We start from the raw sequence: 22,934 nt of genomic DNA on the forward strand, positions 1-22,934 counted from the left end.
ATTGAAAAAGCGGGAGACGTAATTCCCAGAGTTGTTAAGATGTTGTTAAATCTTCGTCCGAAAGACGCAAAGAAAATTATATTCCCAAAGAAATGCCCGATTTGCAATTCAAAAGTTGTAAGACTCCGGGGCGAAGTTGCTCATTATTGTCAAAATAAAAAATGTGGAGCAATAAGAAGAAGTCATCTTTATTATTTTGTTTCAAAAAAAGCATTTGATATTGAGGGTTTGGGCCCCAAAATTCTTGATAAGTTAATGGACGAGGGTTTAATTTCTGATTCTCCAGACCTTTTTTTATTAAAAGAGGGTGATCTTGAACCGCTTGAAAGATTTGCAGAAAAAGCAGCAAGTAATATCGTTAGTGCTATTTCCAATTCAAAAAAAATTACAATTTCGCGTCTTTTAATCGCTTGTGGTATAAAGTATATAGGCGAAGAAACAGCCGAGCTTTTAGCAGAAGAATTTGCTGGAGAAATTAAAAATATTAATAGCTTCATTAATCTATTTCAGAAAATGTCACTTGAGGATTTAGAATTCATTGATGGAATTGGTTCTAAAGTTGCTTTGAGTATTAAAAATTGGTTTAAAAAGGAAGAGAATGTCAAATTTTTAAATAATCTTAATAAAGTCGGGGTTACTTTAGAACCTAGAGAAGGAACGAAATTGGGAGATAAATTGAAAGAAAAATTATTTATCTTTACGGGAGATTTAGATTCTATGCCTCGGGATAAGGCGAAAGAAAGAGTAAAGTTATTTTCAGGAAAAGTTACAAATAGTGTTTCAAAAAATACAACCTATATTGTAGTTGGTAAAAACCCAGGATCAAAACTTGAAAAAGCAAAAAAATTAGGAATAAAAATTTTAAACGAGAAAAAATTTTTAGAAATGATAAAATAAACAAATGCTAACTCCAGCAACGAGAGTCGTAAAAAAAATTAACATTCTCCTCGGGTGGCTTTTATTTTTATTGATAGTTTTTACTGTTTTCTTTTTGATATTTTTCTAATTTAAAATGACTAAGTTAATTTATTCAAAAAAATTAAAAAAATTTGATTGGTTTCTGCTTATTCTTGTAGTTGTACTTTCTCTAATAGGAATTTTGATTTTTTATAGCCTTGGCCTTGCTAATGGGGATTTCTCTTTTTTTTCAAAACAAATAATTTTTTTAATAATTGGTATTTTATTTGTTTTATTTCTACCAATTTTGGATTTTAGAGCAGTAAAAGAAAGCTCTCTTTTTACTTTCTTTCTTTACGCTGTATCTATCTTGCTTTTGATTGGTCTTTTCTTTTTTGGTAAAGAAATAAGAGGCGTTAGGGCCTGGTATGCTTTTGGTAATTTTACTCTTGAGCCGGTAGAATTTATAAAAATAGTTTTTATTTTACTTTTTGCAAAGTATTTTTCTTCTCGCCACATTGAAATGTACCATAAAGAACATATTGTATTATCTGCTGCTTATGCTTTCCTGCCAGCTGCTCTGGTATTTTTGCAGCCCGATTTTGGATCGGCTGCAATTCTTTTGATGATTTGGTTTGGAATGATGCTTGTGTCTGGTATTAAACGAAAGCACCTTTTTGCAATTTTAGCCATTGGAATTATCGCTGCCCTTATTTTTTGGAATTTTATTTTAGCAGTGGAGCAAAAAGAAAGAATTTCGACTTTTCTTGAGCCATATATTAATCCTCAAGGAACCTATCTTGATCCAGAAGGAAGCGGTTATCATATTTATCAATCAACTATTGCTGTTGGAAGTGGTGGATTTTTTGGTAAGGGATTTTCTGAACCCTATACACAGGCAAAACTTGGTTTTTTACCAGAAGCTGAGACAGATTTTATCTTTGCCACGACCTGTGAGATGTTTGGAATTTTGGGTATTTTTATAATATTTTTATTGTATTTTTTAATATTTTGGAGACTTTTTAAAATAGCGAAAGAATCAAAAGATAATTTTTCAAGACTTGTAGTTTCTGGTTTTATGATATTACTCGGCGCTGGCGCTTTTGTGAATATTGCAATGAATGTTGGCCTTTTGCCAATTACTGGAGTTCCGTTGCCGTTTTTAAGCTATGGTGGCTCCAGTATTATTTCTTTATTTATCGGAATTGGTATAATAGAGAGCATAAAAGTGCATAGCGAGAAATATGCATTATAAAAAGCTTTTAATATTATTTTTCCTATTTATTTTAACCCTTTCTTTTAAAGGGACTGTTTTTTCTGCGAAAATAAATTGTCAAACATATAAAAATACCTGTCCTGACGAAAGTTTAATTCCTCAGATTAAAAAAAGTTGCGGAAGTAGTATTTTAGATTCGGTTTATGCAACATGCGCTAAAGAAAAATCAGAGATTGAGAAGGAGAAGAAGGATGTTGATTTGTATTTATCAAACTTAAATTATGAGATTAAAGACATTAATGCTGAGATTATAAATGCCGAGTCAAGCTTGGATGATATCGATAAGGCGCTTTCTAAAATAAATAAAGCGCTTAACCAACAAAAAGGTACTTTATCTGTAGCTCTTCGTCAGATTTATGAGTATGATACTAATTCTTACATTGAAATTTTTCTTGGCAATAAAAGTTTGGCCGAATTTAGTAATAAAATAGCAGAGGTTGAGGATATTCAAAAACGCCTTGGTTATTCAGTTCGAGGGGTTAGGGAATTAAAAGAAAAACTTGAGAAAAAAAAAGCAGAACGATTTAAATATAGACAAGTCCAGGAAATATCAAGGCAGAACTTAGCAATTAAAAGAGATCAACAGCAGTATTTACTTTCTCAATTAAAATCAGAGATAAAAGAGTTGAAAGCAGCAATGGGAAAGATTCAGAGTTATTTAACTTTTTGGAGTACGGGGGATTTAAGTTGGTCTGGGATATTTACGACAGTAAATACTGCATCTAAACTAACAAAAGTGAGACCAGCTTTACTTTTAGGAACTTTAAGAGCTGAAAGTGTTTATGGTAATTATCTTAGTAGTTGTCCTGGTGGTTATAAGAAGTGCATGAATGCAACAGAAAAAAATTATTTTGAAGAAATTACTAAACGTCTTTGTAATGCATATGGTTCTACAGGAAAGTTTAATTATTGCAAACCAGAAATTTTACCAGTTTCATATGGTGCAGCAATGGGGTTTGCTCAATTTATTCCTTCAACATGGGAATTAGATATATATAAATGTCAGAGTAGTGTGAAATCTACATTTCCTGGTAAAGTACCGAATCCTTATATGTTTAACCATGCCATGGTTGCGATGGCTAGTTATCTTGGTAATGCCGGAGCAAGAAATAGTAAAAATGAAAGAGGAGCTATTCGTGCGTACAATAAGGACTCTAAATATATCGAAAATGTTTTAGAGTATACTCGACAATGGCAATCTTTAATAGATGTTTGTGGATTAGATTTAAATTGTCCTAAGATGAGAGAAAAACTAGAGGGGAGTGGAATACCATTAAGATAAAATTTATTCAAATGAAAAACCGCCTTCCTTGGCGATTTTTTATTCTAAATTTTCTTTTAGAGATTTTATTAATTCTTCTAAATTTCCCTGGAAAATATTTTCAATATGTCCCCAGGATTTCTTAATTCTATGGTCTGTAATTCTATCCTGGGGGAAATTATACGTACGTATTTTTTCAGCCCTCATTCTCCTTTTAACTTTACTTTTTTTCTCTTTATCCATTTCTTCTTCTTCTTTTTCTTTTTCAAGGTCATATAGTCTTATTCGCAAGACCGACATTGCGTTTTCTCTGTTTGCAACCTGAGTTCTTGCACTTTGCGAAGTTGCCATAATTCCTGTTGGAATATGACTAATCCTTACAGCGCTTTCTCTACGATTTACATATTGTCCTCCGGGACCCGACGCGCGGTATACATCCACCCTTATGTCCTGGGGGTTAATTTCAATATCTTTTTCTTTTGGTTTTGGAAGTACTATAACACTTACAGTTGAGGTATGAATTCTCCCTGACTTTTCTGTTTCTGGTATCCTCTGAACCCTATGAACTCCGCTTTCATATTTTAAGTTACCCTCGACTTCATTTCCTTTTATATCAAAAGATATTTCTTTAAATCCGCCAAGATCTGTTAAATGGCAGGCAAGAACATTCAAGCTCCATCCCATTTTTTGGGCATATCTTTGATACATTTCAAAGAGGGTTTTTCCGAAAAGAGCAGCTTCTTCGCCACCGGCCCCAGCCCTTATTTCAATTAAAACTTCATTACTTAGTTCTTCTTTTGGGTTAGTTTCTTTTTCTATTTCTTCTTCCAGTTTTTTATTTTTTCCTTCAAGAACTTTTATTTCCTCATTTGCTAATTTTTTTAATTCTTCATCTTCTTCTTTTTCTAGAATTTCTTTGTTTTCTTTAAGCGCTTTTTTGTTTTTTTCTAATTCTTCTATTTTTGATATGCTATTTTGCAACAAAGCGAGTCTTTTTGAAATTTTACCATATTCTTTTCTATCTAAAGAAAGCTCAGGATTGCTGAGCTTTCTTTGCAGTTCTTTATATTCTTCTTTTAATTTTTTATCATCAATCATCTTTTCTTCTTTTGGAGATCTTTTGTTTTTTCTAATCTTTTCTTGAATTTCTCTACCTGTCCTGCGGTATCAACAATTTTTGATTTTCCGGTGTAGAAAGGATGACATTTTGAGCAGATTTCAACTTCCATTTCTTTTTTTGTTGCGGGAATATTAAAAACAGCTCCACAGGCGCAACGGGTTACAGAGTCTTTATAATATTTTGGATGAATGTCTTTTTTCATTTTTAGTTAAATTTACAATAGTTAAAATATCATATTATACGTTTGAAATCAAGGGAAAACAGAATCTTGAATAATGAATTCTGAATTCCGAGTTATGCTTTATAATTCCGATACATTTTGAAAACTGCTTTATTCGTAATTCATTATTCGTAATTCAGCTTTATATTTTGACATTTTTTGCTTCTTTTGCTAATATTATTTTTGACTTGCAACAAGTTGTTTTTAATTACGGAGGTCTATTTTTATGATTGAAAAAAAAGCAAAAGAAAAAAAAGAAACAAAAAGCGTGCCCAAGGAAGAAGAGGTAGCTGTTTTTGATAAAAGCACAAAAGCAATGTTTGAGAAGGGTTTGCATTTTGGACATTCACATTCAAAAAAACATCCTAAAATGGAGCCATTTATTTACGGAATGAGAAATAACATTGATATTATAGATCTTTCTGAGGCTCAAAAGTGCTTTAAAAAAACGTTAGATTTTCTTAAAGAGAAGAAAAAAGAAAAAGCTCTGATATTTTTTGTCGGCACAAAAGTTTCTGCCAGGAAATTAATTAAGGAAAAAGCAGAAAAACTTGGCATACCTTATGTTATAGAAAGGTGGCTTGGCGGGACCTTAACAAACTTTGAAGTTATTAAAAAAAGAATTGACTTTCTGAAAGATATGGAAGAGAAAAGAAAGAAAGGAGAATTTGAGAAATATACAAAAAAAGAAAGACTAAGGATCGATCAACAAATCGAGAAGATCGATAAAAGGGCAGGCGGTTTAAGGAAATTAAACAGACTGCCAGACCTTTTATTTGTTATAGACGTTAAGAAGGAAAAAATAGCGATAGAAGAAGCAAAAAAGAAAAATATTAACGTTGTTGGTATTTGTGATACCGACGGAGATCCCACAATGGTTGATTATTTTATCCCCGCGAATGATGAGGGTATTGCTTCTTTAAAGTATATTTTGGGAAAGATTGAAAAAGTGCTATCATAAATATTGTTTAATAAATTAATAAAGCATATGAAAATATCCATTGAAGATGTAAAGAAACTCCGCAACGAAACTAATATTTCAGTTGCTGAGTGTAAAAAAGCCCTCGAAGAAGCAAAGGGTGATTTTAAAAAGGCCTTGGGAATTCTTAAAAAGAAAGGGGCTGAGATTTTAGAAAAAAAGAAGATGCGAGAGACCAAAGAGGGACTTGTAGGCGCTTATTTACATCAAAACGGAAAAATAGGTTCTTTAGTTAAGGTTTCTTGTGAGAGCGATTTTGTTGCGCGAAATGAAATTTTTAAGAATTTCGTTCATGAAGTTGCTATGCAAATTGCTGCCATGGATCCAAAAGATGTAAAAGAACTCGAATCTCAGTTATTTATTAAAGACGTTAAAAGAACTATTAAGGATTTAACCGAAGAAGTTATTTCAAAAGTTGGAGAGAATGTCAAAATAGAAGAATTTAAAAGGATAGAAGTATAATCTTTCCCATTTTAAAAAATATGTCCTCCATTGCTATTTGTCAAATTATTTTTGGATTTTCAATTTTTGGACTACTATTTATTTTTTCTCGTAATTTGCCCCTTATTCCAGATTACGAGGTAAAATATGTTCCAAAAGAGAAAAGAGTTTCTTTTAGGCTTAGAAGAAATGTTACAGAAGGTAAGATTAAAACTAGCCACAAAGCTCATAAATTCCAAGAAAAAATAACTAGTCGTTTGAGGGTTGTTGTTTTAAAAATAGACAACTATCTATCTTCAAGGTTGCAAAAAGTTAGAGAAAGGAGATTCCACTTGGAAAATATTTACTTCAAAAAGCATAAGATAGAAAAGAAGACAAAAGATAAAAAAGAAGATAAAAAAGGGGTATAAGCCCCTTTTTAACTATGGAACAGAAATTAATTCGCAATTTTTGTATTATAAGCCATATTGACCATGGAAAATCAACTTTAGCTGATAGGTTTTTAGAATTAACAGAGACAATTCCAAAAAGCAAAATGGAAGAGCAGTATCTTGATCGTATGAGCCTTGAAAGAGAACATGGCATTACAATTAAAATGCATCCTTGTAGAATGGTTTATCCTTTTGAAGAAGAGGAATACATTTTAAATTTAATTGATACACCCGGCCACGTTGATTTTTCTTATGAAGTTTCTCGTGCTTTAGCGGCAGTTGAGGGAGCGATTTTGTTAGTTGACGCTTCAAAAGGGATTCAAGCTCAAACTATTGCAAATCTTGAGCTTGCCAAAAAAGAAGGACTTTCTATTATTCCAGCAATTAACAAAATAGACCTTGCTCATTCCCAGGTTGAGAAAAATAAAAGAGAATTGGCCAATCTTTTAAAAATAAAGGAGGAAGATATTTTGAAAATATCAGCGAAGGATGGGACCAATGTCGAAGAATTACTCAAAGTTGTTATAGAAAAAGTTCCACCTCCAAAAATTCCAGAAAATCAGGGAACTCGAGCTCTTATTTTTGATTCAAAATATGATTCTTTTCAGGGCGTGGTTGCTTTTGTTAGGGTAGTTGAGGGAGAGATCAAAAAAAGAGATGAGTTTATACTTCTGCAGAAGAAAAAAGAGGGCGAAGTGAAAGAAATTGGCTATTTTGTTCCAGATCTTTCTCCAAAAGAAAATCTTTCTACGGGCATGATAGGATATGTAAAAACTGGAATGAAAAATCCAGAAGACGTCAGGATAGGGGACACGATTTTTATAAAAGAAAAAAAACAAAAGGCAGAAGAGAAGAAAGTTTTACCACTTGCAGGATATAAAGAACCCGAGACAATGATATTTAGTTCTATTTTTCCAAAAGAGCCTACAACTTTTGCTGAAATCAAAGAAGCCATAGAAGAGCTTCATCTTTCTGATCCATCTTTTTCTTTCGAAGAAGAAAGAAAAAAAATGATTGGCATTGGTTTCCGTTGCGGTTTTTTAGGAATTTTACATTTTGAAATAATTCTTGAAAGATTAAAAAAAGACTATAAGTTAAATATAGTCGTTGTAAGGCCAACAGTTCCTTTCAGGATTGTTTTAAAAAATGGCGAGGAAGAGAACATTTCTTCTGCGGAAGATTTTCCTGAGCCAAGTTTTATAGAAAAGATAGAAGAACCTTGGGTAAAGCTTGAAATTATAACTCCTAAAGATTATTTTAATGATATTTTACAGCTATTTCGTCCCTTTAAAATAAATTTTATTTCAAGTGAAAATTTTGGTGAGGAAAAGTTAAAAATTAATTGTGGAATGCCTTTTCGTAAATTAATTGAAAATTTTTACGATAAGTTAAAAAGTATTTCTCAGGGCTTTGCTTCTATGAGTTTTGATTTTCTTTGCTGGAAGGAAGCAGAACTTTTAAAGATGGATATATTGGTTTTGAAAGAAAAGGAACCATCTCTTTCAAAAATTGTAGAAAAATCAGAATTAGAAAAAGAAGCAAGAGAAACAGTAGAGAAAATAAAGAAGATTTTTCCTTCGCAGCTTTTTTCAGTCCCGATTCAGGCAGCAGTAGGGGGTAAGATTATTGCAAGAGAAACTGTTAAAGCAAAAAGGAAAGATGTAACAGCTTCGCTTTACGGAGGAGATGTCACAAGAAAAAAGAAGTTATTAAAAAAACAAAAAAAGGGTAAAGAAAAACTTGCCCTAAAGGCAAAAATTTCTGTCCCAAGCGAGGTTGTGATAAAATTATTAAAAGAATAAAAAGATATTATGAAAATTTGTATAGCTTCAGATGCATATTATCCTTATCCTTCGGGTGTTTCAGAATATACTTATTATGTTGCAAAATATTTAAGAGAGTTTGGACATGAGGTCAAAATTTTAACTACGAATTATCCAAATGAAAAAGGTATTGTAGATAAAGACACAGAAAAAGATGTAAAAAGAATTGGCAGAGTTTTTTTTCTGCCAGCAAACAAATCTTACGCAACTCCGACAATTGGATTTAGAGTAAAAAGAATAGTCAGAGATTTTATACGAAGAGAAAATTTTGACCTCCTTCATCTTCATACGCCCATGCTTCCCCCTGGTATTTCTTTTTATGCCCTTCGTGCTTCAAATACTGCAAATGTTGCTGTTTTTCATTCAACAACATTCAAATTTTGGAAAAGAGGGACATTCCTATATCAGAAATTTTTTAATAAATACAGGAAAAAATTAAATGGTCTAGTTGCTATATCTCCAAGCGCAAGGGATAGTGTTTCTTCTTATATTCCAGGGGATTATAAAATAATTCCCTGCGGAGTAGATAAAGAAAAATTTAACCCAAACGCAAAACCAAGAGAAGAGTTCTCAGATAAAAGACCCAAAATTCTTTATTTTGGAAGGTTAGACAGGAGAAAGGGCTTGCCCGAGCTTTTGAAAGTAATTCCTTTAATAAAAGAAGAAGTGCCAGATATTTTACTTATTGTTGCAGGCAGGGGGCGTCTTGAAAAAAAATGCAGAAAGATTGTCAGGGACCTTAATATTTCAAAATCAGTTGTTTTTAAGGGATTTATTCCAGAAAAAGAAGTTCCATCTTATTATGCCTCTTGTGATGTTTATTGCTCGCCGGCCCTGGGAGGTGAATCATTTGGAATTGTGCTTGTTGAAGCCATGGCTTGCCAAAAAGCCGTTGCCGCTTCTCAAATTATAGGGTATGATTATGTTTTAAGAGACGGTTATAACGGATTATTTTTTGACCCAAGAAGTCCTAAGGATATTGCGAAAAAACTTATAAGGCTCTTAAAAGACAAAGATTTAAGAGATAAGTTAGCGAGGAACAGTAAAGATTTTGTTAAGGACTATTCCTGGGAAAGAGTTGCAAAAAACATAGAAAATTATTATCTTGATATTGTAAAAAAGAGAAGAAAATTGCAATACTAATTCTTCAGGGGCCTTTTCTTTTTTACAATTTTTGGTAGACTGGTTATATTATTTAGCCCTATATTCTAGGAAATTATTTATATGAAAGAGAAAAAGAATAATAAGATTTGGAAAAATATAATATATGTATTTTTGGGATTGCTTTTATTGGCAGCGCTTTTTTCTCTGTTTAATTTTTCAAAAAAAGTAGAAGAAGTTGGCGTAAATGCGCTTGCAGGACAAATTGAAAAAGGAGAGGTAAAAAAAATGGAGGTTGTGGGAGATAGAGTAAATATAGAATTAAAAGATGGCAAGAAAGAATTCGCAATCAGAGACACAAGCGCCCCCATGGAAGAAGTTTTAAAGAACTACGGAGTAGATAATATAGAACTTAAAGGAATTGAGATAGTTTATCGTTCCCAAGGAGATAGCAATACTTGGCTTTTTGTTATAATTTCAATTGTGCCTTTTATATTGATTATTTTCTTTTTTTGGTGGATGTTTAGGCAAGGACAGCAAGGAGCAACTCAAGCATTTTCTTTCGGAAGATCAAAAGCAAGAGAATACGGCGGTAGCGGAAAAATAAGAGAAAGAGTTACTTTCCGTGATGTAGCTGATCTTGAGGAAGCAAAACAAGAGCTTCAGGAAATTGTTGAATTTTTAAAAACCCCAAAGAAATTTTTAGACATGGGTGCAAGAATTCCAAGAGGAGTTTTGTTGGTTGGCCCTCCGGGATGTGGAAAAACACTACTTGCAAGAGCAGTTGCTGCAGAAGCTGGTGTTCCTTTCTTTTCAATCTCCGGATCTGAATTTGTTGAAATGTTTGTCGGCGTTGGAGCATCCCGAGTGAGAGATCTTTTTGCAAACGCCAGAAAGAATCAGCCCTCGATTATTTTCGTAGACGAATTAGATGCTGTTGGAAGGCATAGGGGTGCCGGGCTTGGCGGAGGACATGATGAAAGAGAACAAACGTTAAATCAAATTTTAGTTGAAATGGATGGTTTTGAAAGAGAGGCAACTTGCATTGTAATGGCAGCAACCAATAGGCCAGATATTTTAGATCCCGCACTTTTACGGCCGGGAAGATTTGATCGTCATGTAATTTTGGACGAGCCAGATATTAAAGGAAGACAAGAGATTTTAAAGATTCACACAAAAGATAAACCTTTGGAAAAGAATATTGATTTAAGGGAAATCGCAGAAAGAACTTCTGGTTTTTCAGGAGCTGATATTGCAAATTTGGTAAACGAAGCTGCGATTTTAGCTGCGAGAAAAAATAAAAAAGAAATTAATCAAGAAGATTTAAGAGAATCAATTGAAAAAGTTCTTTTGGGCCCCGAAAGGAAAAGCCATATTCTTTCAGAGAAGGAAAAAGAAATTGCAGCCTTCCACGAAGCAGGACATGCTCTTGTTTCTGCTTTTATGCCAGACTCAGAGCCAGTCCATAAAATTTCTATTGTATCTCGTGGTATGGCAGCGGGTTACACCCTTAAGTTACCAAGCAGAGATAAATATTTAAAGACAAAAACAGAATTTGTTTCAGAATTAGCAACTTTACTTGGGGGATATGAGACAGAAAAGATGATTTTTAACGAAATCACCACGGGAGCTTCAAACGACCTTCGAAAATCCACCGACCTTGCAAGAAAATTAGTTATGGAGTATGGTATGTCTCGTCTGGGCCCTGTGACTTTTGGTAAGAAAGAAAGCATGGTTTTTTTAGGAAAAGAGATTACAGAACAAAGAAATTTTTCAGAAGAAGTGGCAGAAAAAATTGACAAAGAAGTAGAAAGGCTTATAAATGAAGCAGAAAAAGATGCTAGTAGAGTTCTTGCTGAGAGAAAGCATCTTCTTGAAAAGATTGCAAAAAGATTAATAAAAGAAGAAACAATTGAAAGGAAGGAATTTGAAGAAATAATTGGCATAAATATTCAACCCGCCAAAAAACAAAAGTAAATCTTCATGGGCGCGTGTAGCTCAGTGGTTAGAGCACGTGACTTATAATCACGGGGTCGATGGTTCAAATCCATCCACGCGCACCTCGTGTATTTTAAAAAATAAATCCAGAGTAGACTATGCTTATTGATTTGGATTGTAAGAGGGCAGTTAGCTCAGTTGGTTAGAGCGCATGGTCGACATCCATGAGGTCATAGGTTCGAATCCTATACTGCCCACCGAAAGGTACAAATTAATTTTATTTAAAGATAGAGAGTAAAAGCATTAATTTTACTCCTATAAAATTATGGCAGAAATAAATGTTTTAAAATTAGGAGGGATAAAAGAAAATTTACCCGAAATGAGAGCGGGGGACACTGTTAGAGTTTCGGAAAAAATTTTAGAGAAGAGCAAGAAAAAATCTCAGGTTTTTGAGGGTATTTTGATTTCAAAAAAACATGGCAAAGGCATAAATGCTACTTTCACCCTAAGAGCTAATGTTGGTGGAGTAGGTGTTGAGAAAACATATCCTTGGCATTCTCCGTTAATTGAAAAAATACAAGTAATAAAGAAGGGAAAAGCAAGAAGGGCAAAGCTTTATTATCTAAGAGAAAAAGCAGAGAAGAAGATTAGAAGAAAATTGAAATCAAAAAGAGTTCAAGTAGTAGAAGAAGTCTATAAAGAGAAAACCAAAGAAGTAGAAAAAAAAGAAGCTAATAAAAAAGAGATTCCCAGGGAAATAAAAAGCAAAGAGGAGAAGGAAAAACCAGAAAAAAAATAGAAAAGCCCAGGTGGCGGAATTGGTATACGCGGCAGCTTGAGGAGCTGTGCTCTTTTTGGGCATGCGGGTTCGACTCCCGCCCTGGGCATATTTACTCTTATGATTTTAAAAATCGGACATCGTGGGGCTTGTGGTTATGAACCAGAAAATACTCTACGTTCTTTTGAAAAAGCCCTCCAACTCGGGGTTGATATGATAGAATTAGACGTGCGTATTTGTAAAAGTGGCGACTTGGTTGTTATACATGATGATAAGCTTGAAAGAACTACAAACGGAGAGGGTAGAGTTTCGGAAAAGTGGCTCTATGACTTACGAAAATTAGATGCCGGCAAAGGCGAGAAAATTCCTCTTCTTGAAGAAGTACTGGATTTAATTTCCGGAAAAGCAAAAGTAAATATTGAGCTTAAAGAGGAAAACATTGCAAATTATGTATTTGAAATAATCGAAAAATACATAAAAGGCGATAAATGGTCTCAAGATGATTTTTTGATATCTTCTTTTCATCTTCCAGCACTACAGGAATTCGATAATTTAAATCCCGATATAAAAACAGGTCTTTTAACCTTTTTTTGCCGAAGAATCTTAAAAAAATTGTCAGAAAAGTTAATATTCATTCTGTAAATCCTTCAGCTACTTTGATAAATAAAAATTTTATTGGTGATATGAAAAAGAAAAACACGAAAGTATTTGTTTGGACGGTAAACAATCCTGAAGATATTCAAAAAATGAAATTGGCAGGAGTAGATGGTATAATATCTGATTATCCAGATAGAATATAATTTTTTATATTTAAGAATTCAGAAAAGTTTATGATTTTTAAAAAACATTCTCTTAAGACAGGCATTAGTTTCGGCTTGACTTCGGCGGTAATTACTACCCTTGGCTTGATGGTGGGATTAAATTCAAGCACTCGTTCAAAACTTGCTGTTATTGGTGGTATTTTGATCATTGCAATTGCTGATGCTTTTTCAGATGCCCTTGGGATTCACGTTTCAGAGGAATCAGAAAACAAACATACGAAAAGAGAAATTTGGGAGTCAACAATTTGTACTTTTTTAGCAAAATTTTTATTTGCCTTGACATTTATTATCCCAGTATTAACATTTGAATTACAGAAAGCGGTAATTATAAGTATTTTTTGGGGCCTGTTTTTGATCGCATTAGTTAGTTTTTATATTGCAAAAGATCAAAAAAAGAGACCATTTAAAATCGTTCTTGAGCATCTTTTAACAACAATAGTGGTGATATTATTTTCACACTATGTCGGTCTTTGGATATCTTCGGTTTTTATGTAAATGGGCGGCTAGCTCAGCTGGTTAGAGCGTCTGACTTACATTCAGAAGGTCGAGGGTTCGAGTCCTTCGCCGCCCAAACGTTGTAAAAATTTATAATTTTGATATAAATTGTTTTATGCTGCAGTAGCCAAGGCGGTCACGGCACATGTCTGAAAAACATGGGATCTCGGTTCGATTCCGAGCTGCAGCACAAAAAACGAATGGCATAGGACGAATAGCTTATAATAAAATTGTTATTAGTTTTATGCTATTTGTAAACAAGCGGGTGTCGTATAGTGGCTATTACGCTACCTTGCCAAGGTAGTAACGGCGGTTCAATTCCGCTCACCCGCTCAATGATTCGCAAAATTAAAATTAGCAGTCTCAGCACTTGACTGCTAATTTTAATTTGCTAAAATAGTTAATTGGGTAAGATTTTAAAAAAATGAAAAAAAGGCAAGAAAAACTTCTTAAGCTGATAGTAAAAGAATATGTTAAGACAGCAGATCCGATTAGCTCACAGTATTTATTAGAAAAATACAATTTAGATATTTGTTCAGCAACCATAAGGCTGGATATGGCGGAGTTAACGGAAAGTGGGTATCTTTTAAAGCCTCATACTTCTTCTGGTAGAATTCCTACAGAAAAAGCATATAGATTTTTTATAAGAAAGATATCAGAACCAAAGCTTTCTCAAAACACCGAAAAGAAAATCGAGAAGATTTTTGAAAAGAAAGAAAAGGAAAATGTAACTCATGACCTTGGAAGATTTCTTTCTAGCACTTCAAAAAATGTAAGTCTTTTATTTTTTGGAGAAGAAGCGACATGGCAAGGGCTTTCACTTTTGTTTTCTCAGCCAGAGTTTTATGATCTTCATGAAGTTTTAGATTTTACAAGAGCTTTTGAAGACATTTTTGAATCTTTAAGAATGGGCGTTGAGATGGGTTTTGATGATTTTTTTGAGGACGATGAAGAAGAAGATCACGACGTAAAAGTATTTATTGGCAGAAATAATCCATTTGTAAGAAGTGATGATTTAAGTTTAGTTTTTTCTAATTGGGACGAGGGATCAATAGGGATTTTAGGTCCCACAAGAATGGATTATTTAAGAAACATTGCATTAATTAAAAAAGCAAAAGACCTTCTTAATAGAAGTTTTTAACAGATTTTTTAATATGAAAAAAGAAAAGAAAAAAAAAGATGAAAAGATAGAATATGTTGAAAATTTAGACGAAGAAGCTGGAAATATAGATATTAAAAAAAAGATAAAGAAAATTAAGAGTCAGCTAAAACAATGCCAAAAGGAAAAAGAGGGATATCTTAAAGGATGGCAGAAAGAAAGAGCAGAATTTATAAATTACAGAAAAGCAGAGGAAAAATCTTTAGAGCATAAGGAAGGCGCATTAAAAATTGAAATTATAAGTGAAATTTTACCAATTCTAGATAACCTTGAAAGAGCAGAAAAGGATATGCCAAAAGATTTAAAAAATAATAACTGGGTCAAAGGAATGATGAATATTAAAGAGCAAATGAAAAACTTTTTAAAAAGAGAAGGGGTTGAGGAAATGAAAGAAGAAAAAATATTTAATCCTGAGATTCATGAAGCAGTAGCAGTGGGTAAGGGCGAAGAAGATGAAATTTTAGAAATTTTCCAAAAAGGATATTTTTTAAACGGTAGGGTCTTAAGACCCGCTAAAGTAAAGGTTGCTCAAAAATAATTATGGAGCTAACGCATTAAATTTTTATCGCGTTGCTCAACAAATTTATGGCAAAAATATTAGGAATAGACCTTGGTACAACTTTTTCAGCAATGGCTGTTGTTGAGGGAGGAAAACCAAAAATTATAGAAAACTCAGAGGGTGAACGAACTACAGCCTCTGTTGTTTCTTTTTCAAAAAGCGGAGAAAGGTTAGCTGGAGTTTTAGCAAGACGTCAAGCTATAACAAACCCTCAAAATACAATTTATTCTGTAAAACGTCTTATCGGACGCAAGTTTTCTGATGAGCGGGTTCAGAAAGATAAAAAACTTTTATCTTATGAGATAAAAGAATCTTCAGATGGAGGAATAGAGGTTAAGATGGGAGATAAGTGGTATAAAGCTCAAGAAATATCAGCAATGATTTTACAAAAGCTTAAGGCGGACGCAGAAGCAAAACTTGGAGAGAAAATAGAAGAAGCTGTGATTACTTGCCCTGCGTACTTCGATGATTCACAAAGAAAAGCAACGAAAGATGCAGGCGAGATAGCAGGTTTTAAGGTAAAGAGAGTAATTAACGAGCCAACAGCAGCTGCTTTAGCTTATGGACTTGAGAAAAAAAAGGATGAAAAAATCGTAGTTTATGATTTCGGGGGCGGAACTTTTGATGTTTCAGTATTAGATGTTGCCGGAGACACAATCGAAGTTAAGTCAACCGGTGGGAATACTCATCTTGGCGGAGATGATTTTGATCAGAAAATCATGGATTGGGTCGTAGAAAGTTTTAAAAAGGATGAGAATATTGATCTTGCAGGTGATCCTTTGGCACTCCAGAGGATAAAAGAAGCAAGCGAAAAAGTAAAAAAGGAACTCTCTACCACAATGCAAGCCGAAATTAATTTGCCATTTATAACTTCCGACAGTTCTGGTCCAAAGCATCTATCCTATAGTTTATCTCGTTCAAAATTAGAAGATTTAGTCGCAGAATATATTAATGAGTCAATGAAGCATGTTCAGGAAGTAATAAAAGATGCGGATTATCAGATTTCTGACATAGACGAAATTATTCTTGTTGGTGGTCAGACAAGAATGCCAAAAATCCAAGAAGAAGTAAAAAAGCTTTTTGGAAAGGAAGCAAATAAAGAGATTAACCCAGACGAAGTTGTCGCAATTGGAGCTGCGGTCCAGGGTGGTATTATGTCGGGGGACATGAAAGAAGTATTACTTTTGGACGTAACACCACTTTCCTTAGGGATAGAAACATTAGGGAGCGTAAATACGGTTTTAATCCCCAAAAATACTACAATTCCGACAGAAAAAAAACAGGTTTTTTCAACCGCTGCCGACAATCAAACTTCTGTTGAGATAAATGTTTTACAGGGAGAAAGACCAATAGCAGGAGATTGTAAGAGCTTAGGAAGATTTATTTTGGACGGTATTCCGCCCTCTCCAAGGGGAATGCCCCAGATTGAAGTCAGCTTCGATATTGATGCAAATGGTATTTTAAATGTTTCTGCAAAGGATAAAGCAACTGGCAAAGAACAATCAATAAGAATTGAAGCGCAGTCCGGACTTTCAGAAGAGGAAATAGAAAAATTAAAGAAAGACGCTGAAGCACATAAAGAGGAAGATGAGAAAAAAAGAAAAGAGATAGAAGAGAAAAATAAAGCAGAAGCATTAATTTTTACGGCAGAAAAAACTTTAAAAGATATGGGAGATAAAATTCAAAAAGATGTTAAGAAAGAGGTTGAAGATAAAATCACTGGATTAAAGAAAGCAATGGAAGAGAACAAAACAGAAGATATTCAGCAAAAATCAAAAGAACTTTCAGAAACGCTTCAAAAAATAGGATCTCAAATGTATCAGCAACAGCAACAGGAGCAGCAAAAAGGAAACCAAGAAGAAAAGAAAGAAGACAAAGACAAGGATGTTGGCGAGGGAGATTATAAAAAGAAATAACCCTCATTAAAAATATCATTGTTTATAATGCAAGAAATAGCAATATTAAAATAAAATGGCAAAAGATTACTATCAAGTTTTAGGAGTATCCAGTGGCGCTTCGCAAGAAGAAATAAAAAAAGCCTTTCATAAATTAGCTCATGAGCATCATCCAGATAAGGGGGGAGATTCGACAAAATTTAAAGAGATTAATGAAGCATACCAGGTTTTAGGAAATAAAGAGAAAAGAGCGCAGTACGATCAGTTTGGAAGTACGTTTGACCAGGCGGGATTTCAGGGAGGACAAAATCCTTTTTCCCAAGCCGGATTTGATTTTAATAATTTCGGTGGAAATTTTGATAATTCAATTTTTGAAGATATCTTTGAGGGATTTTTTGGCGGAGCTTCTCCTTTTTCTTCAAGAAAAAGAGAAAGAAAAGAAAAAGATATTGCAGTTGACGTTAAAATTACCTTAGAGGAGGTTTTAAACGGAGTAGAAAAAGAAATTAATCTTGCAAAAAATGTAGAATGTGAGCGTTGTAAGGGAAGCGGGGCTGAACTAAAGACAGAAATGAAAAGATGCCCTTCGTGTGGAGGCCAGGGTACAGTCAAAGAAGTAAAAAGAACGATTCTCGGAACATTTGCAAAAACAAGTACTTGTCCTCAGTGTTTTGGCAAGGGCGAAATTCCAGAAAAGAAATGTCAAAAATGTGGTGGAGAGGGCAGGTTAAGAGAAACAGAAAAAATTTTAGTTTCAATTCCTGCTGGGGTTTCTGACGGAGAAACGCTAAAAATAGAAGGCAAGGGTGAAGCAGGCGGGAGAATGGCAAAATCAGGGGATCTTTATGTAAGATTCTACGTTGCAGAACATTCCAAGTTTAAAAGAAGAGGAGATGATATTTATTATGAACTTGATGCTAGTTTTTCAGAGGCCTCTCTTGGAATAAAAAAAGATGTACCTACTTTAGCAGGAGAGATTGAACTTAAGGTTCCTGCTGGAACTCAAAATGGAAAATTGTTAAGATTAAAAGGTATGGGCATCCCACATCTTCATGGAAGAGGAAAAGGCGATATGTATGTTAAAATAAATGTTAAAACCCCTTCAAAATTGACAAGAAAACAAAAAAAGATTATAGAAGATTTGAAAAAAGAAGGACTTTAAATTAATACGGAGGCGTGGCTTCGGCCCAAGGCCGACCAGCCTAGGGCTGGGAGTAGATAGAAATTATTATGTTTTATGTATATATCTTAAAGAGTTCCAGAAATGGTAAACTATATAAGGGAGTTACTGATGATTTAAAAAGAAGGATAAAAGAGCATAATTTGGGAAATTCAGTTTTTACAAAAAACAATGGTCCGTGGCATCTTATATATTACGAAGCGTTTATTTCAAAAAAAGATGCGAAAAGAGAAGAGTTGTTTTTAAAATCAGGCAGAGGAAAAGAGAGAATAAGATATTTATTACAAGATATAAAATAAACAAGGAAGGGTGGCTGAGTGGTTTAAAGCAACGGGTTGCTAACCCGTGCCGCTTAAACAGCGGCTCGTGGGTTCAAATCCCACCCCTTCCGCTTTAGTGAGCTTTACGGGACATTTCATTTTTAAGATTTTTGGAGGGGTGCCAGAGCGGCCGAATGGGATGGTCTTGAAAACCATTGTGGCAGCAATGTCACCGGGGGTTCGAATCCCTCCCCCTCCGCCATCCTTCGCTAAAGCTACGGAATGGCTATTTTGTAGATTTGGCGAGGATTTTTGGGAGTAAATTGGTATTCCGAAATCTTGATGAAGGATACCTCCCCCTCCGCAGATTTTTCAAAAACATGCAGAACAAAAAATTTATAGTTATATTAATAATATTGTCGTTGGTTTTTGGTTTTAGTGGAGCTATATTAGGTATAAAACTTTATCCATCAATTTTTCCTACGACTCAAAATATCGAAACAACAACAGCTAAAGTTTCAACAAGTGAAGAGAAAGCAGTTATAAATACCGTAAAGAAAGTATCTCCCGCAGTGGTTAGTGTAATTTTAACAAAAGATGTTCCGGTCTTTGAAGAATATTGGTCCTCTCCTTATCAGTTTCTTCCAGAATACAGACAGAAAGGAACTAAAGAGCAGCAAGTTGGAGGAGGGACTGGATTTATTATTTCATCCGATGGCATGATTTTAACTAATAAACATGTAGTTTCAACAGAAGGAGTTGATTACACAGTTGTTTTATCCGACGGGAAGAAATATTCAGCAGAGATTTTAGCAAGAGATCCTTCGCAAGATATCGCAGTTTTAAAAATAAAAGCCAAAAATCTTACAACAGTAAAGCTGGGAGATTCAGATAAAATTCAGGTTGGGCAGAGTGTAATTGCAATCGGATACGCCCTTGGAGAATTTCAAAATACTGTTTCGGTTGGAGTGGTGTCTGGAATAGGAAGAACTATTACAGCAGGAAATTTAACTTCAGCCCAAACAGAAGAATTGCAGGAACTTATTCAGACAGATGCTGCAATTAATTCAGGAAATTCGGGAGGGCCGCTTTTAAATCTATCAGGCGAGGTTATTGGAATAAACACTGCTATGGCCTCGGGCGCTGAGAATATTGGTTTTTCAATACCAATAAATAGCATTAAAAATGCCATTAGCGAGGTAGAGAAAACAGGAAAGATATCTTATCCATTTTTGGGAGTAAACCACACAATTATAAATGACACAATAAAAAAAGAGCAAAATTTATCAGTAAATTACGGAGCATTAGTTATAAAGGATAATAATGGAATCGCTGTGGTATCTGGGAGTGCCGCAGAAAAAGCAGGGCTTCGAGAAAACGATATTATTTTAGAAATCAATGGAAAAAAAATAACAGAAAAAAATACATTAAGTAAAGTTATTCTTTCTTATAAAGTTGGCGATAAAATTAAATTAAAAGTTTTAAGAAACGGGAAACAAATCTTTCTTGGAGTTACACTTCAAGAAAAACAATAATTTGTAATCCGCCTACGTTAAAACTTCGGCGGGATGCAAGAATTTATAATTTACTTCAATTTTATTTAATAAAATTAAACTAAAATAATTATCTAACATGGACGGTCAAAATTTTACAATTAAAGCGCAGGAAGCAATTCAGAGAGCCCAGGAGATAGCAAGTGGAAAGCAACATCAACAGATAGATGTTTTGCATTTATTTGCGGCTTTGTTAGAGGATGAAAAAGGGTTTGTAAATGTAATTTTAAGAAGGCTTGGTAAGGACGTTTCTCAAATAAAGTCCAAAACAGATGATTTTTTACTTGCTTTGCCAAGAGTTTTTGGGCAGTCTTCTTTGGGGCAAGTTTATCTGACTCAAGATTTTGCAAGAGTTATGGATAGAGCAAAGAGTGAGGCAAAAGAAATGGGAGACGAATTTATTTCGGTTGAACATTTGTTTTTGGGTATTATTGGAAGTAGCAGCAGGGTGAAAGAAATTCTTGTAGATGTAAGTCACGATGATGTTTTGAAGGTAATTAAAGATATAAGAGGTGGACAAAAAGTTACTGATCAGACGCCAGAGGCAAAGTATCAGGTAATTGATAAATTCTCAAGAAATCTTACCAAAGAAGCCCGTGAAAAAAAATTAGATCCTGTTATTGGCAGGGAAGAAGAAATAAGGAGAGTAATCCAGGTTATCTCAAGACGAACAAAAAATAACCCTGTTTTAATTGGAGAGGCAGGAGTTGGTAAGACCGCAATTGTTGAGGGATTGGCACAACGTATCGCTTTTGGAGACGTACCAGAGAGTCTCAAAGACAAAGAAATCATCTCTCTTGATCTTGGATCGATGATAGCGGGAACGAAATATAGGGGTGAATTTGAAGACAGACTTAAGGCATTCCTTAAGGCAATAAATAGACGCAAAGGAAAATATATTTTATCAATTGATGAGCTTCATACTTTAGTTGGCGCAGGTGCGGCCGAAGGCGCTATTGATGCTTCTAATCTTTTAAAGCCTGCGTTAGCCAGGGGAGAGCTTCGTGCAATTGGTGCAACTACTCTTAAGGAATATCAAAAATATATTGAAAAGGACCCAGCGCTTGAGAGAAGATTTCAGCCAGTTTATGTTAAAGAACCAACAATTGAAGACACTTTAGCCATACTAAGGGGCATTAAGGAAAAATATGAGTTACATCATGGTATTAAGATAAAAGATTCTGCCCTTGTAACAGCTGTTAGTCTATCAAAACGTTATATTTCAGACAGGTTTTTGCCAGACAAAGCAGTTGACTTAATGGATGAAGCAGCTTCAGCTCTGCGTCTTGAAGTTGAATCAGAGCCGACAGAATTAGATAATATTAAAAGGGAGATGATGAAGTTGCAAGTCGAAAAAGAGGCCCTAAAGAAAGAAAAAACTTCAAAAATAAGATTAAAAGAAGTAGAAAAGAAATTAGCGGATTTTCAGGAGGCAAGAGATAAAATTGAAATTCAGTGGAGAAAAGAAAAATCAATTATTGAAAATATAAAGTTAACAAAAAAGAAATTAGAAAAATTAAGAGAAGAAGCAGAAGTTGCAGAAAAAAAAGGAGAGTTACAAGAAATTGCAGAATTAAGATATGATCAAATTCCAAAAACAGAAAGAAAATTTCAGAAATTAGAAAGAGATCTTAAAAAATTCCAGGGTAAAAAGAGAGTTTTAAAGCAGGAAGTAACCGAAGAAGATATCGCAAGAATTGTCTCTCGTTGGACAGGAATTCCAGTCGAGCGAATGCTTGAGTCAGAAAGTAAGAAACTTGTCAGGATGGAAAATGAACTTCATAAAAGAATTGTCGATCAAGAAGAAGCAGTAAAAGCAGTCTCAAACGCTATTCGTCGTTCTCGTGCCGGAGTTGCCGAAGAAAAAAAACCAACAGGCGTATTTTTATTCCTTGGCCCAACTGGAGTTGGAAAAACAGAACTTGCTCGTGCATTAGCTGAATTTCTTTTTGATGATGAAAATGCAATGGTCAGAGTTGATATGTCAGAATATACGGAAAAACACACTGTAGCGAAATTTATTGGTTCACCTCCAGGATATGTTGGTCATGAAGAGGGAGGACAGCTTACAGAAAAAATTAGAAGAAGACCGTATAGTGTTATTCTTTTTGATGAGATTGAAAAAGCGCACCCTGAAGTTTTCAATATTTTACTTCAAGTTTTTGACGAGGGCAGGTTGACAGATGCCAAGGGTCGGGTGGTTAATTTTAAAAATACGATTATTATAATGACTTCAAATATTGGATCTGAAGAGATTGCCCAGACTAAAGATATAGGTTTTGAAGAAGAAAAAAAGAAGGCAAAAGATATAAAAGAACAATCAAGGAAAAGATTAAGATTAAAGATAGAAGAAAAACTAAGAGATTATTTCAAGCCAGAGTTTTTAAATAGGTTGGACGAGGTCATTATCTTTAATTATCTGACCCAAAAAGATCTTGAGAAAATAGTTTCTTTGCAAGTTAAAGAATTAGCAAAAAGAGTTGAAGAAAAGGGGATTAAAATTATAGTATCAAAAGAAGCTAAAAAAATACTCGTAAAAGAGGGTTTTGATGAGAATTTTGGTGCAAGGCCGCTCAAAAGAACAATCCAAAATCTTATTATGAATCCTTTAGCGCAAATGATTATAGAAGGAAAGGTAAAAGAGGGGGGTAAGGTAAAGATAGACGTCAAAGACGGCTTAATAGAGATTTTAACCGCAGTAAAAAGAGCCAAGAAACCAAGAAAAAGAGAAATGGCAAGGGTTTAAT

21 protein-coding genes, 8 tRNA genes and 1 pseudogene are annotated in these 22,934 nt (G+C 34.1%); 28 read left to right on the forward strand and 2 right to left on the reverse strand.

What is annotated here, in order from left to right; all coding sequences use genetic code 11:
* From PHI88_01300 to PHI88_01310, 3 genes are all read left to right on the forward strand, one after another.
* A partial coding sequence (locus tag PHI88_01300) for a helix-hairpin-helix domain-containing protein (GenBank protein ID MDD5551785.1) occupies positions 1–897 on the forward strand: 897 nt, incomplete at its 5' end.
* A gap of 115 nt (positions 898–1,012) precedes the next feature.
* The gene (locus PHI88_01305) at positions 1,013–2,152 is read left to right on the forward strand and encodes an FtsW/RodA/SpoVE family cell cycle protein (GenBank protein ID MDD5551786.1); all 1,140 of its coding nucleotides are present in this window, start codon (positions 1,013–1,015) and stop codon (positions 2,150–2,152) included.
* The gene (locus PHI88_01310) at positions 2,142–3,455 is read left to right on the forward strand and encodes a hypothetical protein (protein MDD5551787.1); all 1,314 of its coding nucleotides are present in this window, start codon (positions 2,142–2,144) and stop codon (positions 3,453–3,455) included. The genes PHI88_01305 and PHI88_01310 overlap by 11 nt, the downstream gene beginning before the upstream one ends.
* Positions 3,456–3,494: 39 nt before the next feature.
* Here PHI88_01310 and prfA read toward each other — a convergent pair whose 3' ends face one another.
* On the reverse strand, positions 3,495–4,532 hold the full coding sequence (gene prfA / locus PHI88_01315) for a peptide chain release factor 1 (GenBank protein ID MDD5551788.1): 1,038 nt from the start codon (positions 4,530–4,532) through the stop codon (positions 3,495–3,497).
* Positions 4,529–4,756 (reverse strand): 50S ribosomal protein L31, encoded by a 228-nt coding sequence (rpmE, locus tag PHI88_01320; GenBank protein ID MDD5551789.1) that lies wholly within the window; start codon positions 4,754–4,756, stop codon positions 4,529–4,531. The genes prfA and rpmE overlap by 4 nt, the downstream gene beginning before the upstream one ends.
* A 244-nt stretch (positions 4,757–5,000) precedes the next feature.
* Between rpmE and rpsB the strand changes: the two genes are divergently transcribed.
* From rpsB to PHI88_01445, 25 genes and pseudogenes are all read left to right on the forward strand, one after another.
* Entirely contained in the window at positions 5,001–5,735 is a 735-nt protein-coding gene (rpsB, locus tag PHI88_01325) for a 30S ribosomal protein S2 (protein MDD5551790.1), read from the forward strand.
* Positions 5,736–5,762: 27 nt separating this feature from the next.
* Positions 5,763–6,215 carry a translation elongation factor Ts gene (gene tsf / locus PHI88_01330; GenBank protein ID MDD5551791.1) on the forward strand — a complete coding sequence of 151 codons (453 nt, stop codon included), beginning with the start codon at positions 5,763–5,765 and terminating at the stop codon, positions 6,213–6,215.
* A 20-nt stretch (positions 6,216–6,235) separates the two neighbouring features.
* Positions 6,236–6,604, forward strand: a complete 369-nt coding sequence (locus tag PHI88_01335) for a hypothetical protein (GenBank protein MDD5551792.1) — start codon at positions 6,236–6,238, stop codon at positions 6,602–6,604.
* A 14-nt stretch (positions 6,605–6,618) separates the two neighbouring features.
* Entirely contained in the window at positions 6,619–8,427 is a 1,809-nt protein-coding gene (lepA, locus tag PHI88_01340) for a translation elongation factor 4 (GenBank protein ID MDD5551793.1), read from the forward strand.
* 9 nt (positions 8,428–8,436) lie between these two features.
* Positions 8,437–9,591, forward strand: coding sequence for a glycosyltransferase family 4 protein (locus tag PHI88_01345; protein MDD5551794.1), 1,155 nt, complete (start codon positions 8,437–8,439; stop codon positions 9,589–9,591).
* Between the two features lie 81 nt (positions 9,592–9,672).
* Positions 9,673–11,526, forward strand: a complete 1,854-nt coding sequence (ftsH, locus tag PHI88_01350; GenBank protein MDD5551795.1) for an ATP-dependent zinc metalloprotease FtsH — start codon at positions 9,673–9,675, stop codon at positions 11,524–11,526.
* 10 nt (positions 11,527–11,536) lie between these two features.
* Positions 11,537–11,609, forward strand: a tRNA-Ile gene (locus PHI88_01355).
* Between the two features lie 61 nt (positions 11,610–11,670).
* Positions 11,671–11,744, forward strand: a tRNA-Val gene (locus tag PHI88_01360).
* Between the two features lie 68 nt (positions 11,745–11,812).
* A pseudogene (gene rplS, locus PHI88_01365) lies at positions 11,813–12,160 on the forward strand (50S ribosomal protein L19).
* Positions 12,161–12,290: 130 nt separating this feature from the next.
* Positions 12,291–12,374 (forward strand) — tRNA-Leu (locus PHI88_01370).
* A gap of 11 nt (positions 12,375–12,385) precedes the next feature.
* Positions 12,386–12,907 carry a glycerophosphodiester phosphodiesterase family protein gene (locus tag PHI88_01375; GenBank protein ID MDD5551796.1) on the forward strand — a complete coding sequence of 174 codons (522 nt, stop codon included), beginning with the start codon at positions 12,386–12,388 and terminating at the stop codon, positions 12,905–12,907.
* Positions 12,908–12,921: 14 nt separating this feature from the next.
* Positions 12,922–13,065, forward strand: coding sequence for a glycerophosphodiester phosphodiesterase family protein (locus tag PHI88_01380; GenBank protein MDD5551797.1), 144 nt, complete (start codon positions 12,922–12,924; stop codon positions 13,063–13,065).
* 30 nt (positions 13,066–13,095) lie between these two features.
* The gene (locus PHI88_01385) at positions 13,096–13,581 is read left to right on the forward strand and encodes a hypothetical protein (protein ID MDD5551798.1); all 486 of its coding nucleotides are present in this window, start codon (positions 13,096–13,098) and stop codon (positions 13,579–13,581) included.
* Between the two features lie 2 nt (positions 13,582–13,583).
* Positions 13,584–13,657: transfer RNA gene (locus PHI88_01390), tRNA-Val, on the forward strand.
* 41 nt (positions 13,658–13,698) lie between these two features.
* Positions 13,699–13,771, forward strand: a tRNA-Phe gene (locus tag PHI88_01395).
* A gap of 71 nt (positions 13,772–13,842) precedes the next feature.
* Positions 13,843–13,914: transfer RNA gene (locus PHI88_01400), tRNA-Gly, on the forward strand.
* A 91-nt stretch (positions 13,915–14,005) separates the two neighbouring features.
* Positions 14,006–14,722 carry a hypothetical protein gene (locus PHI88_01405; GenBank protein ID MDD5551799.1) on the forward strand — a complete coding sequence of 239 codons (717 nt, stop codon included), beginning with the start codon at positions 14,006–14,008 and terminating at the stop codon, positions 14,720–14,722.
* 13 nt (positions 14,723–14,735) lie between these two features.
* Positions 14,736–15,278, forward strand: a complete 543-nt coding sequence (locus PHI88_01410; GenBank protein ID MDD5551800.1) for a nucleotide exchange factor GrpE — start codon at positions 14,736–14,738, stop codon at positions 15,276–15,278.
* 47 nt (positions 15,279–15,325) lie between these two features.
* Positions 15,326–17,215 (forward strand): molecular chaperone DnaK, encoded by a 1,890-nt coding sequence (gene dnaK, locus PHI88_01415; GenBank protein ID MDD5551801.1) that lies wholly within the window; start codon positions 15,326–15,328, stop codon positions 17,213–17,215.
* Positions 17,216–17,270: 55 nt separating this feature from the next.
* Positions 17,271–18,356: a molecular chaperone DnaJ gene (dnaJ, locus tag PHI88_01420; GenBank protein ID MDD5551802.1), complete on the forward strand. Its 1,086-nt coding sequence runs from the start codon at positions 17,271–17,273 to the stop codon at positions 18,354–18,356.
* Between the two features lie 68 nt (positions 18,357–18,424).
* Positions 18,425–18,673 carry a GIY-YIG nuclease family protein gene (locus PHI88_01425; protein MDD5551803.1) on the forward strand — a complete coding sequence of 83 codons (249 nt, stop codon included), beginning with the start codon at positions 18,425–18,427 and terminating at the stop codon, positions 18,671–18,673.
* A 4-nt stretch (positions 18,674–18,677) separates the two neighbouring features.
* Positions 18,678–18,765: transfer RNA gene (locus PHI88_01430), tRNA-Ser, on the forward strand.
* A gap of 41 nt (positions 18,766–18,806) precedes the next feature.
* Positions 18,807–18,896, forward strand: a tRNA-Ser gene (locus PHI88_01435).
* Positions 18,897–19,014: 118 nt separating this feature from the next.
* On the forward strand, positions 19,015–20,169 hold the full coding sequence (locus PHI88_01440) for a trypsin-like peptidase domain-containing protein (protein ID MDD5551804.1): 1,155 nt from the start codon (positions 19,015–19,017) through the stop codon (positions 20,167–20,169).
* Between the two features lie 97 nt (positions 20,170–20,266).
* Positions 20,267–22,933, forward strand: coding sequence for an AAA family ATPase (locus tag PHI88_01445; GenBank protein ID MDD5551805.1), 2,667 nt, complete (start codon positions 20,267–20,269; stop codon positions 22,931–22,933).
* The last annotated feature ends 1 nt before the right edge of the window (position 22,934 follow it).

Source organism: Candidatus Paceibacterota bacterium (assembly GCA_028716825.1).
Classification (GTDB): Bacteria; Patescibacteriota; Minisyncoccia; order Minisyncoccales.

Bases quoted from the DNA above. Each gene is read 5' to 3' on its own strand.
- PHI88_01305 (MDD5551786.1), top strand. From the start codon at position 1,013: ATGACTAAGTTAATTTATTCAAAAAAATTAAAAAAATTTGATTGGTTT.
- rpsB (MDD5551790.1), top strand. From the start codon at position 5,001: ATGATTGAAAAAAAAGCAAAAGAAAAAAAAGAAACAAAAAGCGTGCCC.
- PHI88_01425 (MDD5551803.1), top strand. From the start codon at position 18,425: ATGTTTTATGTATATATCTTAAAGAGTTCCAGAAATGGTAAACTATAT.
- PHI88_01410 (MDD5551800.1), top strand. From the start codon at position 14,736: ATGAAAAAAGAAAAGAAAAAAAAAGATGAAAAGATAGAATATGTTGAA.
- rpmE (MDD5551789.1), bottom strand. From the start codon at position 4,756: ATGAAAAAAGACATTCATCCAAAATATTATAAAGACTCTGTAACCCGT.
- PHI88_01385 (MDD5551798.1), top strand. From the start codon at position 13,096: ATGATTTTTAAAAAACATTCTCTTAAGACAGGCATTAGTTTCGGCTTG.
- PHI88_01310 (MDD5551787.1), top strand. From the start codon at position 2,142: ATGCATTATAAAAAGCTTTTAATATTATTTTTCCTATTTATTTTAACC.
- dnaK (MDD5551801.1), top strand. From the start codon at position 15,326: ATGGCAAAAATATTAGGAATAGACCTTGGTACAACTTTTTCAGCAATG.
- tsf (MDD5551791.1), top strand. From the start codon at position 5,763: ATGAAAATATCCATTGAAGATGTAAAGAAACTCCGCAACGAAACTAAT.
- PHI88_01345 (MDD5551794.1), top strand. From the start codon at position 8,437: ATGAAAATTTGTATAGCTTCAGATGCATATTATCCTTATCCTTCGGGT.
- PHI88_01445 (MDD5551805.1), top strand. From the start codon at position 20,267: ATGGACGGTCAAAATTTTACAATTAAAGCGCAGGAAGCAATTCAGAGA.
- dnaJ (MDD5551802.1), top strand. From the start codon at position 17,271: ATGGCAAAAGATTACTATCAAGTTTTAGGAGTATCCAGTGGCGCTTCG.
- PHI88_01335 (MDD5551792.1), top strand. From the start codon at position 6,236: ATGTCCTCCATTGCTATTTGTCAAATTATTTTTGGATTTTCAATTTTT.
- ftsH (MDD5551795.1), top strand. From the start codon at position 9,673: ATGAAAGAGAAAAAGAATAATAAGATTTGGAAAAATATAATATATGTA.
- prfA (MDD5551788.1), bottom strand. From the start codon at position 4,532: ATGATTGATGATAAAAAATTAAAAGAAGAATATAAAGAACTGCAAAGA.
- PHI88_01405 (MDD5551799.1), top strand. From the start codon at position 14,006: ATGAAAAAAAGGCAAGAAAAACTTCTTAAGCTGATAGTAAAAGAATAT.
- lepA (MDD5551793.1), top strand. From the start codon at position 6,619: ATGGAACAGAAATTAATTCGCAATTTTTGTATTATAAGCCATATTGAC.
- PHI88_01440 (MDD5551804.1), top strand. From the start codon at position 19,015: ATGCAGAACAAAAAATTTATAGTTATATTAATAATATTGTCGTTGGTT.
- PHI88_01375 (MDD5551796.1), top strand. From the start codon at position 12,386: ATGATTTTAAAAATCGGACATCGTGGGGCTTGTGGTTATGAACCAGAA.